Origin of the sequence: Paraglaciecola aquimarina, assembly GCF_032464635.1 — a bacterium.
Taxonomy (GTDB): domain Bacteria; phylum Pseudomonadota; class Gammaproteobacteria; order Enterobacterales; family Alteromonadaceae; genus Paraglaciecola; species Paraglaciecola aquimarina.
This window is the reverse complement of sequence record NZ_JAWDIO010000002.1, coordinates 389,125-402,219: the sequence shown is the minus strand read 5'-3', so window position 1 is coordinate 402,219 and position 13,095 is coordinate 389,125. Positions and strand designations below refer to the sequence as shown.

Annotated in this window: 10 protein-coding genes and 1 pseudogene; 7 read left to right on the top strand and 4 right to left on the bottom strand. The window is 41.2% G+C overall.

Going from position 1 to position 13,095, the window contains the following annotated elements:
• Positions 1-18: 18 nt before the first annotated feature.
• The 3 genes from RS130_RS02560 to hemB all read left to right on the top strand — a co-directional run bounded on the left by RS130_RS02560 (position 19) and on the right by hemB (position 3,262).
• Positions 19-828: a TatD family hydrolase gene (locus RS130_RS02560; protein ID WP_316024654.1), complete on the top strand. Its 810-nt coding sequence runs from the start codon at positions 19-21 to the stop codon at positions 826-828.
• 119 nt (positions 829-947) lie between these two features.
• Positions 948-2,252, top strand: coding sequence for a sensor domain-containing diguanylate cyclase (locus RS130_RS02555; RefSeq protein ID WP_316027955.1), 1,305 nt, complete (start codon positions 948-950; stop codon positions 2,250-2,252).
• A gap of 8 nt (positions 2,253-2,260) precedes the next feature.
• Entirely contained in the window at positions 2,261-3,262 is a 1,002-nt protein-coding gene (gene hemB, locus RS130_RS02550) for a porphobilinogen synthase (protein ID WP_316027954.1), read from the top strand.
• A 15-nt stretch (positions 3,263-3,277) separates the two neighbouring features.
• Here the strand turns inward: hemB and RS130_RS02545 are convergent, their stop codons facing one another.
• The 4 genes from RS130_RS02545 to rhlB all read right to left on the bottom strand — a co-directional run bounded on the left by RS130_RS02545 (position 3,278) and on the right by rhlB (position 9,148).
• Positions 3,278-5,092, bottom strand: a complete 1,815-nt coding sequence (locus tag RS130_RS02545; protein WP_316024653.1) for a putative bifunctional diguanylate cyclase/phosphodiesterase — start codon at positions 5,090-5,092, stop codon at positions 3,278-3,280.
• Between the two features lie 11 nt (positions 5,093-5,103).
• A complete protein-coding gene (locus tag RS130_RS02540) occupies positions 5,104-6,216 on the bottom strand; it encodes an FIST signal transduction protein (RefSeq protein WP_316024652.1) in 1,113 nt (370 codons plus the stop codon).
• A gap of 161 nt (positions 6,217-6,377) precedes the next feature.
• The gene (locus RS130_RS02535; protein WP_316024651.1) at positions 6,378-7,892 is read right to left on the bottom strand and encodes a Ppx/GppA phosphatase family protein; all 1,515 of its coding nucleotides are present in this window, start codon (positions 7,890-7,892) and stop codon (positions 6,378-6,380) included.
• On the bottom strand, positions 7,889-9,148 hold the full coding sequence (gene rhlB / locus RS130_RS02530) for an ATP-dependent RNA helicase RhlB (RefSeq protein ID WP_316024650.1): 1,260 nt from the start codon (positions 9,146-9,148) through the stop codon (positions 7,889-7,891). The genes RS130_RS02535 and rhlB overlap by 4 nt, the downstream gene beginning before the upstream one ends.
• A 102-nt stretch (positions 9,149-9,250) precedes the next feature.
• On the opposite strand from rhlB, the gene trxA reads away from it, so the two are divergent.
• From trxA to RS130_RS02510, 4 genes and pseudogenes are all read left to right on the top strand, one after another.
• The gene (gene trxA / locus RS130_RS02525; protein WP_316024649.1) at positions 9,251-9,577 is read left to right on the top strand and encodes a thioredoxin TrxA; all 327 of its coding nucleotides are present in this window, start codon (positions 9,251-9,253) and stop codon (positions 9,575-9,577) included.
• A gap of 315 nt (positions 9,578-9,892) precedes the next feature.
• On the top strand, positions 9,893-11,158 hold the full coding sequence (gene rho, locus RS130_RS02520) for a transcription termination factor Rho (RefSeq protein WP_316024648.1): 1,266 nt from the start codon (positions 9,893-9,895) through the stop codon (positions 11,156-11,158).
• Between the two features lie 201 nt (positions 11,159-11,359).
• Positions 11,360-11,849: pseudogene (gene purE / locus RS130_RS02515) on the top strand (5-(carboxyamino)imidazole ribonucleotide mutase).
• A complete protein-coding gene (locus RS130_RS02510) occupies positions 11,846-12,985 on the top strand; it encodes a 5-(carboxyamino)imidazole ribonucleotide synthase (RefSeq protein ID WP_316024647.1) in 1,140 nt (379 codons plus the stop codon). The pseudogene purE and the gene RS130_RS02510 overlap by 4 nt, the downstream one beginning before the upstream one ends.
• Positions 12,986-13,095: the final 110 nt, after the last annotated feature.

Genomic DNA, 13,095 nt, shown 5'->3' with positions numbered 1-13,095 from the left:
ATAAAGAGAAATTGAGTTATGTCTTGGTGTGATATAGGTGTTAACTTTATCGATAGCAGGCTGGAAGTTGAACCGGTAATTGCTCGTTCTCTAGAAGCCGAGGTTAACCAGATTATCATTACCGGTACATCTGTTAATGTCAGTAAAGCGGCAATTGATTTAGCGCAATCTTCCCCTAAGCACCTATTTTCGACGGTAGGCGTGCACCCCCATCATGCAAGTGAGTTTAATGCACAAACTCAGAATACTTTACGCAAGCTTGCGGTATCGTCTCAAGTTGTCGCCATTGGCGAATGCGGCCTTGACTACAATCGAAACTTTTCTACACCAGCGGAACAAATCTACGCTTTTGAACAACAACTTGAACTTGCATGCGAACTGAAGTTGCCTGTGTTTTTGCACGAGCGTGATGCCTTCGATGAGCAACTTAATTTACTCAAAAAGTATCAAAATCAGTTAATGGGCGGCGTGGCTCATTGCTTCACAGGCACGATTGAACAGATGCAAGCCTACTTAGATTTAGGCTTGTTTATTGGGATTACTGGATGGGTTTGTGATCCTAAAAGAGGAGAAGCATTAAGAGCAGCGGTAAAAGCCCTACCTATTGAACGTTTGCTACTCGAAACAGATGCTCCATATTTGAGACCTAAAGGCTTAGCCAACAATAGAAAGGTCGATAAAGGCAATAATGAGCCAGCCTATCTTCCTTACATTGCCGAACACGTTGCCAATATCATGCAGCTAGATTTACTTACAGTGCGAAATGCCAGTATGAATAACAGTCAAATGCTTTTTGCTCTACCCAGCAATGAGGCAAAAAATGCGTAAAAAGATACTTAATCTAGGCGTTAATGCCGAGACATTTATTGCCCTGGGGTTTAGTACGTTTTTTTAGTGGTGTTTTTCAATATTGTTTCAGCCCATCAAGATAACTTTGTTGTTGGCCTATTTTTGGGTGCCATCACTGTGGTGGGGCTGATAAATTTTTTGGCATATATTTATACTTCATCTTGTCGCTTTTTGATTTACTGTATTTTAGTCATTTTTTGGGGGGAGCACTTGCCTCATTTTATGGGGTAAACGATAGATTTATTTGGCCTGATAACGTGTGGCTGCAACAATATTCGCTGCAAATTTTTGTCAACTTAAGCCTATGTTTATCTTTAGTTTTTACTTATTTTTTATTGCAAATTTGGCTGTACAGTAAATGGGTTGGTCGGGTACTCATCAGCACTGCGGCATTATTGCTACTAAATTTAGTAATAGGCCTTTTCCTGCCCCCGGCTCACCAAATGCTCAGTGTCGTGCTTCCTTTCGTTTTGACGAGTACCTTAATTGTATTTACAGGGATAGGGTTGTGGCTTAAAGACGTTGTTATGGCGCAAAGTTACACACTCGCTTGGTGCTTATTTATAGTTTGTAGTTTTTTATTTGGGATGCAACAGCTAGGGTTGTGGAGTGCCCCTCAATCTACTCTATTGCTTGGCGCTGTGCTTAAAATTGGCTGGATAACCCTTACCTTAGTTGTTAGTTATCATCGACAAAAACAAGAATTGCTAACGAAGAAAATCGATTACTTGGAGAATGATAAAATCTCTTTTTTGGAGGAGATCCAAGCCTTGAGTTCCACCGATGAAGCCACCGAAGCATTAGAATATAAAATGCAAGAGCGAACGCTAGAGTTAGAAGTTGCGTTGCGAGAGCTATCTGATAGGAATCGTGAGCTAGAAGAAAAAAACACCTTAGATGGGTTAACCGGTATGCGTAACCGCAGCTATTTTGATAAAAAGCTTGTCGCTGAAGTTCGCCGAAGTCGCCGAGAGCAGACGCAACTATCAGTAGTGATGTTAGATATTGATTATTTCAAAAAGGTCAATGACAACTATGGGCACTTGATAGGTGATGAATGTATAAAAGCCGTCGCGCAACAAATTCAAGCCGCGTTAAAACGCCCGAGTGACGAAGCGTGTCGCTTTGGAGGAGAGGAGTTCGCGTTAATATTACCCAATACAGAGCTTCAAGGTGCGATAGCGGTAGTGGAAAATATAAGGATAAATATTGAAAATACGCCTATACAAGTAGGTGAGGTAAGCATAAATATAACGATTAGTGCTGGTATCGGTTGCGCTGTTGCCGATTTGTCGATGCCTGAAGACGCAATATTAGCGTTAGCCGATCAGCAATTATACAAGGCCAAAAATGCAGGCCGCAATCAAGTGTTAGCTAGTAGCACGATTGAACAAGATACATAGGAGTAATGATGCACGAACAATTTCCTAATAGCCGCTTAAGAAGGCTGCGTAAACATGACTTCACTCGTAACTTAGTGGCAGAAAATCGCTTGTCTGTAAACGATCTAATTTATCCAATGTTTGTATTAGAAGGAGAAAACCAAAAAGAAATGGTGCCTTCTATGCCCGGTGTAGAAAGGTTATCAATAGACTTGTTGGTGAAAGAAGCTCATTTATTGGTTGAGCTTGGGATCCCGGCTATAGCGTTGTTTCCTGTTACCCCAGCCACTGCTAAGTCTTTGCATGCGGAAGAAGCTTATAATCCACAAGGGTTAGCGCAAAGGGCTGTGCGCGCGCTTAAAAAGGCTGTGCCAGAGTTGGGTGTGATTACAGATGTTGCCCTTGACCCTTTCACTTCACACGGTCAGGATGGATTGATTGATGAGTCTGGCTATGTCTTGAATGATGAAACCATAGAGGTGTTGATCAAACAAGCATTGTCTCATGCTGAAGCGGGTGCTGATATTGTTGCGCCGTCTGACATGATGGATGGGCGCATTGGGGCGATTCGCCAAGCGCTAGAACACAATGGCTATATTAATACGTGCATCTTGGCGTACTCTGCTAAATATGCGTCTGCTTATTACGGGCCATTCCGTGATGCGGTCGGCTCTTCAGGGAATATTAAAGGCGGCGACAAAAAAAGCTATCAAATGGATCCTGCTAATTCAGACGAAGCAATACGAGAAATTGCTCTAGATTTACAAGAAGGTGCAGACATGGTGATGGTAAAGCCAGGAATGCCGTATCTAGATATTGTGCGCCGTTGTAAAGAGGAATGTAAAGTTCCGACCTTTGCCTATCAAGTCAGTGGCGAGTATGCCATGCATAAAGCCGCATTTGCCAACGGTTGGCTAAATGAAGAGCAAGTTATTTTAGAATCATTGCTAGCATTTAAACGAGCAGGTGCTGATGGAATCTTAACTTACTTTGCGAAACAAGCCGCGCAGTTGCTTGATACTAAAGGTTAACACCGATAATTAGGGTTACAATAACGTTAAAAGCGCTTTCACAGGCATCGGCCTGTGAAAGTAGAATCCCTGATAAGCGCTAATTCCTCGAGACTGTAAGTATTGTAACTCGGTATCTGTTTCAACCCCTTCAGCGATGCATTCCAGCTGTGAGTAGTTGCATATATCTTTGACAGCGTTGACAATCACTTGATGATATTCGGATGCATCTATTTGACTGACAAAGCTGCGGTCAATTTTGATGGTTTTTAAGGGCAATTTATTTAGATAAGAAAGTGATGAGTAACCGCTGCCAAAATCATCCAACATGCACTCAATATGAAACTCTCGCAATTGCAACATTTTACGAATAGCCAAGTCGATATTATCAATGGCTACTCCTTCAGTAATCTCTATTCTAATTTGATTACCGTTAATATTGTAAGTTTCTAAGAGCCTCACCACGTCTTGTACAAAGCTGGGTTGATTAAACTGTCGCGGGCTAACATTGACGCTGATGTAATTCAAGCTATCTGGCTTACCTAAGTCTTTTAATCTATTGAGCAGTTTACATGCTTCTGCCAATACCCATTTCCCTAGCTCTATTATTAATCCTGATTCTTCTGCCACTGGGATGAAATCTGCTGGACTCACTTGACCCAACTGGCCGTTATTCCAGCGCAACAGAGCTTCAGCCCCCATTATTTGATTATGAGCGTTAACCAATGGTTGATAATGTACCTCTAGCTCATGACGTTCTATTGCATACTTTAAGTGATTTTCTACTTGGGTGTGTTTTTCAGCTAAAGACTGTAAGTCCTTTGTGAAAAAATTAAAGCCGTTTCGGTTGCCATGTTTGATGCTGTACATGGCGATGTCTGCGCGGCGAATGACAGTGTTTGCTTGTTGCTCAATGCTTTTTGATGCAGCATTTTCAGCCGGTACTAAGCTAATACCTGTACTAATGGAAATGCTAAGACTGTTATCTTCGATATAAATGGGTTTCGCTACTTGTAGCGATAATTTCTCGGCAATGCGTTTCGCTTTTTCTATGGCTGATTGCCTATCGGTGGACAAGTTTTTGGCCAGCAAAATAAACTCGTCACCACCCATTCGTGCCAAGGTGTCTTCCTCGCTAGTCGAGTTGAGTAGACGTTGAGCTACGAACTTTAGTACTTGGTCGCCGACGTTATGTCCATAGCTGTCATTGATAACTTTGAACCTGTCTAAGTCAATAAAAAAGACTGCACTAAAGCATCTGCCTTGCGCAGCTTCGTGTAAAGCTTCACGCAGCTTGAGGTTTAGCATTTTACGATTAGGTAAGCTGGTAAGTGGGTCTAATAAAGATTGTTGAATCAGTAATTGTTCTGCTTGTTTTCTGGCTTCTATTTCAGCCTTTAAATTTTGATGCTCAATACATGCTTGGCAGCTGTTAGCTAACTTCTCTAATAGAGGGAGCAAAGCATGCAAGATCATCGTATCAATCGCTTTGTGTTTTCGCTCTAAGATCAACACACCAAAATGGGGGATCACAAAGAAATAATAAAAATAATCGTTCAACTCATGTTCAACATAAGTTCCGTTTTGTTGGCTAAACAGCGCACAGGCTTTGTCTTGCAGCCAATCTCGAGATGTTTGGCTTTGTTGTGGAAAAGACAAGCAGGTGTCGCTGGTACCGTCTAATTGATGAGCAGCATTGCTAAGATTATAGGTTATAGTGACGGCACTAAGACTAAGGCGATGTTGTGCTCTTTGAATAAAGGCATGTAGCATTTGTTCTAATTCTAGGCCTAAACCTATATTCATCGATAGCTCATGTTGTATCGAAACAAGTTGCAGGGTGCGATTCATAGCGGCATTCCTTATTTGCCTTCGAACATGGCTACAACGGCTGTCTTATTATGAAAATGGATCGCGCCCGATTGGCCAGAGGCAATCTCACCCAATACAAGGGCACCAAATAAAACTTCATTGTGACTCAATTCTGCCGAAATCTGGCTTAGTTCAGCATTAAAGTCATCTTCTAAAAATAACTTACGACTAATGCAATCAAAAATCATTGCCGCTGGATGCTGCATATTGTTACTTATTTTTTGCACGGCCTGTACTGCGGCATCAATTAACTTGGTATGTTGACCATCTAAAACATACAGCATAGTGTTTTCTGGCACTTTTCCTACGCAGACTAAACTTTCTTGCTCAACGGTTACTGGGTCTCTCACTAATACGTCATCGTCTAAACGTTCCATACCAAATGGATAGGTTTTTGCTATTTCAAAAAAATCATGTTCACTAAATAATCGACCATCGTGTTGTTCTACGACCTGTTTATAAATTGCTAGCGCAGGTTGGAAGTTAAGTTGCAATATGCGGTTATCATCTACTTGATTGGCTAAGTAAGGGCCTGCTAATTTAGTCCAGCCATGACCAATGGCTAATTGCGTTTCTAATTGCAAAGCAATAACCACCATAGCGTCTTGGAGCAGCCCTTGGTTAGTGATTAGACAGGGTTTATGCTCAAAACTTAATGAGCCCGCGCCCCCGCCAAACACCTGTTGGGTTTGGCCAAATTGCAAAAATATTTGATTAAGCGCATGATCTATATTGCGAGCAAGACCATCTACCAAAACCATCAATGATTGATGACTCGTTAGATTAAAGCAAAACTCAAATTCCTGGGCGCGCTCTAAGTCTTGAAAAATGTTGATATCAAGGGGCACTCTTATCGGAACAAAAATAATTCCTTGTTCCTTTGTTTCGTTATCCAATACTAAAGACGGAAATATGCCACCAAATATAGGGATGGGGATAGACTTAAGAAATGCGTCAAACGCGGAGAATTTATCTAGAGTTTGCTCGCAACATAAAATCAAAATACCTGAAGGAGCTTGAAGTAGCACGCTTTCAAGTAGGTTTGTTAGGTTGTCAGAAGCTATGTCAGTTGAGTACTCAACCGAGCCAAACAGTAAACTCATTTAGGTCATGATATCCATATTGAAACTAAAATTACTGATTATCAAAGTACAGCCCGCGAATCATTGCGGCCTTTAATCTAGCGTCGCTAATCCGCGCTCAGGTTATTTAGTTTATCCATACTGGTTATTTGAAATATACCCCTAAAAACAATGTCTTGTCACTAGAAACATTCTAATTTCCAACCCACTTTATGCTGCTGCCATTTTTCATTTGCCAGCTCCGCGTCAATCAATGGGTGGGATTTCAACCACTTTTCTGGGAATTGAATCGTCCAATTCCCCTCTTTAATTGTTAGGCTAAACTCGGCCAGCATATGATCTTTTCGACGAATGGATAAAATGCTAGAAAGGCGCAATATGCGACTCAATACCATTAGAATATCCCTCACGTCTGCATGAAAGGTTTCAAATATTTCCAGTTTAATTTCTTGTCTATGGCTTTGTACTAAGGCTTTGATGCCCGTCTGTTGTTGTTGTGTGTATCCCACTAAAGGTAAGTAACTAAGAATATAGGCACCGTGCAAATGAAATTGTTTATATTCTATGTGCATGCCCAACTCACTGAGCATAGAAGCGGCAATTAATATTGGTTCACAATCGATTTTTCGTAAATCGATTTGATTTTGTACCTGCTTAAATAGGTTCAAAGACAGATTTTTCACTCGGTGAGCATGAGTTGAGTCGATATGGAAACGCTCAATGGTTTGTTCTAATGTTTGAGCTCGTCGATCGTTTTGCTGCATATTATCCAACATGCCATAGATTAACCCTTCTCTTAGGGCACCGCCTGAAATTTGCATTTCTTCTATGCTTAATTGCTCAAACAGGGCGATTAAAATAGCTAAACCACTCGGAAATATGGCTCTTCGTGCTTCTGTTAGGCCGTCTATTTCAAGTAAATCTATCGACGTGCAGTCAATACACTGTTGTCTTAAATTATGTAAATAATCTAAACGAATTGCGTCGCTAATACCTTGTGTGACCAAAATCTCAACAATTGCTTGAGGGGTGCCCGAAGCGCCCAAACATTGCTGCCAACTAAAATTCAAAAACTCATTGGTGACGGGGTTTAATAATGCTTTTGCGTGCTCAATGGCGTGCTCAAAAGCCTGAGAGGAAATAACACCGTCGGCAAAAAAACGTTCTTTAAATGTTACACAGCCCATATTCAAACTGACTAAATGAATAGGTGACATATCATTGCCAACAATGATTTCAGTACTGGCGCCTCCTATATCAATAACTAAGGAATTACCTTGGTTAGCAGATGTGTAAGCAACCCCTAAATATATTTGTCGCGCTTCTTCTTCGCCATCAATAATATTTAACTTATGCTGTAAAATTTGTTCTGCACGCTTGATAAAAACATCGGCATTAGCGGCTAGGCGTAATGTGGCCGTGCCGACGATCTTAATATTTGCTAGAGGAATATCTTGTAGGCGTTCGGCAAATATTTCTAAGCATTTCCAGCCGCGCTCCAGACTTGCTTGATCAAGATACATATTTTCATCTAAACCAGCAGCTAATCGAACTTTTTGTTTTACTTTTCCAATTGTATGTACGCTGCCGGCAGAGACCCTAACCACCACCATGTGGAAACTATTAGAGCCTAAATCGACAGCTGCATATAACTGCTCAGGTTGAGCAAAAGAAGTGACGGTTTGAGTAGTATTCATTTTCTATTTGGACGAGACCCCGTAGGACGTCTTTGTGGACGTTTACCGTTTTGCATACGTTTCTTGTATCGGGGTTTAGGCGGTTCAACATCTTTAATTAAATCGGCTGGATTATACTCTGATACTGGAATAGCATGTTGAACATACTCTTCAATTGCAGGTAAATTTAACGAGTATTTTTCACATGCGAAACTGATAGAGCTACCACTTTGGCCTGCTCGACCTGTTCTGCCTATACGGTGCACATAATCTTCCGCATCATCAGGCAAATCATAGTTAAATACATGGCTCACTGAAGCAATGTGTAAACCACGCGCCGCCACATCTGTTGCCACTAAAATATCGATATTTCCAGAAGTGAAATCTTCAAGAATTTTTAAACGCTTATTTTGTGGCACATCACCACCTAGCAAACCTACTCTATGGTTGTCGGCCTTTAACCAGTCGGTGACTCTTTCGCAACTGTGCTTAGTATTGGCAAATACAATGGCTTTTTCTGGCCATTCTTCTTCCATTAGAGTTAATAATAAGTAGGGCTTATCTTCGTCAGAAGGATAAAATAATTCTTCTTTTACGCGTTCTGCGGTTTTACGCTCTGGTTCAATTTGCACATGCGTTGGGTTGTTCATGTGTTCATAAGCCAATTCTTGTACGCGATACGACAACGTCGCTGAAAATAGCATGCTCAAACGTTCAGTCGGCTTGGGCATTTTTCGGAATAAATAACGAATGTCTTTGATAAAGCCTAAATCAAACATTCTATCGGCTTCATCTAGTACTGCGACTTGAATACCTTCTAGCGAAAAAATATCCTGCTTGTAGTAATCAATGATCCTACCGGTGGTGCCGATAATAATATCTACACCTTCTTGTAACTTTTCACGTTGACTTTGGTAACCTTCGCCCCCATAAATCAATCCAAGGGACAGCCCTGTGTGTTTACTAAGCAACTCTGCATCATTAAAAATTTGCACGGCTAGTTCACGAGTGGGAGCCATAATGATAGCCCTAGGTTGACGCTTTGAGTCTTGAGGGTTAGACAACAAATAATGAAAAGTGGCAACCAAAAATGCTATGGTTTTGCCCGTTCCAGTTTGTGCTTGGCCTGCAATATCGTTACCTTCTAAAAGAGGTGGCAAGCTCAAAGCCTGAATAGGTGTGCAGTGATTAAAGTTAGCGGCAGATAATGCCTCGACAACCTGCTTATTTATGGCAAGATCTGAAAAATGTGTATCGGTTAAGTGTGTAGTTTGCATAGCTTATAGCTTATCGTTGCTTGCATTAAAAACCAGTTTCTATATAACAATCATAACCGCGCTTTATTAACTAAAGCGACAGTAAAAATTACGGAGAAAAAAATGAGCGACAAAATTATCACCTTGTCTGACGATAGTTTCGAGGCCGATGTTATCAATGCTGCTGGTCCTGTGTTAGTTGACTTTTGGGCTGAATGGTGTGGCCCCTGTAAAATGATCGCGCCAATTTTACTTGAAATAGCTGACGAATTTGAAGGCAAGTTAACAGTTGGCAAGCTGAATGTCGACGAAAATAACGAAACTCCTCCAAAGTATGGCATCAGAGGTATCCCAACTTTATTGTTATTTAAAGATGGAAATGTTGCTGCGACTAAAGTTGGAGCATTGTCTAAGGCTCAATTAATCGAGTTCTTAAACGAAAATGTATAACGATTAAGGTTATGCTTTAAACACAAAAAACTCAGTATTATCTGAGTTTTTTTGTGTATTGATACTCTGAATAGTGACGCCTATGCGTTATTATTCGGTGTTGATTTTTTTAACAAATGAACCAAACTGACTATAGAGCGAACAATTTTATAGACTCAATGGATTTTTGATGGTAGATTTTGTATTGTTCTCACCTGAACAGATCCTTTATTTTATTTTGCTCAACTCAAAGATAATAAATAAGTAAATACTATTGAATCATTCAATCAAACTTGACTGTAAAGCCAAGCTTTTAGCAAAAAAGACCCACCAATTATGAACCTAACGGAACTCAAGAATAAACCGATCAGCGAACTGGTTAAACTAGCCGAAGAAATGAAGCTAGAAAACATGGCTCGTGCACGTAAACAAGACATCATCTTTTCCATCTTAAAATCTCACGCGAAAAGCGGTGAAGACATATTTGGCAACGGTGTATTGGAAATACTTCAAGACGGCTTTGGATTCTTGCGCTCCAATGATTCATCTTATTTAGCTGGGCCGGATGATATCTATGTTTCTCCGAGTCAAATTCGACGTTTTAATTTGCGTACCGGCGACACAATTTCCGGAAAAATTCGTCCACCAAAGGACAGTGAACGTTATTTCGCACTACTGAAAATAGCTGAAGTAAACTACGACCGTCCGGAAAATTCTCGCAACAAAATCTTATTCGAAAACTTAACTCCCCTTCATGCCAACGAACGTTTAACAATGGAACGTGGTAATGGCAGCAGTGAAGATATTACTGCTAGGGTGTTAGATTTAGCATCGCCAATTGGCCGTGGCCAGCGTGGATTAATCGTTGCTCCACCTAAAGCGGGTAAAACCTTGCTACTACAAAATATCGCGCAATCTATTGCGGCTAACCATCCTGAATGTTTGTTAATGGTATTGTTAATTGACGAACGACCAGAAGAAGTAACCGAAATGCAACGCCTTGTGCGCGGTGAAGTGGTCGCCTCTACCTTTGATGAGCCAGCTAGCAGACACGTGCAAGTGGCTGAAATGGTTATCGAAAAAGCTAAGCGCTTAGTTGAACATAAAAAAGACGTGGTCATTTTATTAGATTCTATTACTCGTTTAGCCCGTGCTTATAACACCGTGATCCCTTCATCCGGCAAAGTCTTAACCGGTGGGGTTGACGCCAATGCACTGCATAAGCCTAAGCGTTTCTTTGGTGCGGCACGTAATATTGAAGAAGGCGGCAGTTTGACCATTATTGCCACCGCGTTGATCGATACGGGCTCTAAGATGGACGAAGTAATCTACGAAGAGTTTAAAGGTACAGGTAATATGGAATTACACCTGAATCGTAAAATTGCAGAGAAACGTGTTTTCCCTGCCATTGACTACAATCGCTCTGGTACCCGTCGTGAAGAGTTACTGACTACGCAAGATGAGTTACAGAAAATGTGGATTTTGCGTAAAATCGTGCATGAGATGTCTGAAATTGACGCGATGGAGTTTTTAATTGGTAAATTGTCTATGACCAAAACCAATGATGAATTTTTTACTGCCATGCGCAGACAAAAAAGTTAAATTAATTTAGCATTTTGTAATCCGCCTTTGGGTAACTTAAGGCGGATTTTTTGTTTTTAAGAATATTTGATTTTCACCAAGTTGGGCTAAGGTTTCTTAGCGAATAGCAATCGGCTACAATATCCAGCTTGAAATTTTAGGGATACGGCAGTTCTATAACACGGTCTATCCTCTTAACTCAGTAATTAAGCGAGAAAAGTTATGCCTAAAGTGGCGATAGTCATGGGGTCAAAATCGGATTGGCCCACTATGCAACAAGCGGCTTTGATGTTAGAAAAGCTTGGTGTGGATTATGAAGCTAAAGTGGTGTCTGCTCATCGAACACCGCAATTGTTAACTGAATTTGCAGAACAAGCCGCTGATTTAGGTTTTCAAGTCATCATTGGTGGCGCAGGTGGTGCTGCTCATTTACTCAGGCATGATCGCCGCGCATACTCATTTACCTGTATTTGGCGTGCCGGTTCGCTCTAGTCAATTAAACGGTATTGACTCCTTATTATCTATTGTGCAAATGCCGAAAGGTGTGGCTGTTGGTACCTTAGCTATTGGTGAAGCTGGTGCTGCAAATGCGGGCTTATTAGCTGCGCAAGTGGTTGCCCTACAAGACAAAAATGTGGAAGATGCGATTAAAACTTTTCGTGCTGAACAGACCGCGACAGTATTAGCGCAAGCCACTTTAGAATTACCATGAGTATCTTAGTATTAGGTTCTGGACAATTGGCACGAATGATGGCGCTAGCTGGCCATCCTTTGGGGTTGCATGTGCAAGCTGTAGATGTTGCGGACAACAAAATCGTTGATCCAATTAGTAAAGACGTTATCAATTGCACGCTAGATACGGCCATCAATGAGGCCAATGTTGTCACAGTAGAATTCGAACATATTCCAGAAGCTCTGCTTGAAACTGTGCATGCTAGTGGCAAACTTAAACCCAATGTAGAGTCAATTCTGACGGGTGCTGATAGGGTGCGAGAAAAGACTTTATTAGAAAAGTTGAATATTGCGAATTGCCCATTTTCGATTGTCACTGACGTAGAACAGCTTGATGCTGCTATGGAAAAATTGGGTGAAAAACTGATTATTAAAGCCAGTCGAGATGGTTATGACGGCTATGGTCAATGGCGCTTACAAGATAAGTCTCAGTTGCCTAAGTTAAAAGAAGCGCTGTCTAAACTAGACTTGCAAAAAGTACCTCTTATTGTTGAAAAAATGTTGTCTTTCGAGCGCGAAGTATCTTTGGTTGCAGTGCGTAATGTGGAGGGCGAGTTTGCCTTTTACCCGCTTGCAGAAAACCTCCATTACGAAGGCCAATTACATGTCTCAATTGCTCCCGCTACCGAAGTGGATGAGGCGCTAAACCAACAAGCTCAGGATATCTTCACTAAACTTGCAGAGTCTCTTGATTATGTAGGGGTACTAGCGGTTGAGTTCTTCCAAATTGGGCAACAGCTCTTGGTCAATGAAATCGCTCCAAGAGTACACAACTCAGGACATTGGACAATGCAAGGTGCAGAAACATGTCAGTTTGAAAATCACCTGCGGGCAGTACGAGGCTTACCTTTAGGTTCTACTAAGGTGAAATCCCCTACTGCCATGATCAACATTATCGGCTGTAAAGACTTCGATCGAGATATGTTAAGCATTCCTGGGTGCCATCTTCATTGGTACGGTAAAACCGCTAGAGCAAAGCGTAAGATGGGACATTTCAATCTTTGTGCTGACAATTATAAAGAGTTAGCAAAAGTGATAGGGGCGTTAAGTGAATATTTGCCAGCCGAATATTTCCCTATGCTCAAAGATGAAGCTATTCGGTTGGCTGAATTTTAAACAGTAGAAAACTAATTACGTTATTTGTTTGACAAAGTTTGATTTGTGCATAGAATAGCGCTCGTTTTCGGGATAGCTGCTGACTTAAGTAGTTTACCAACAACCCGAAG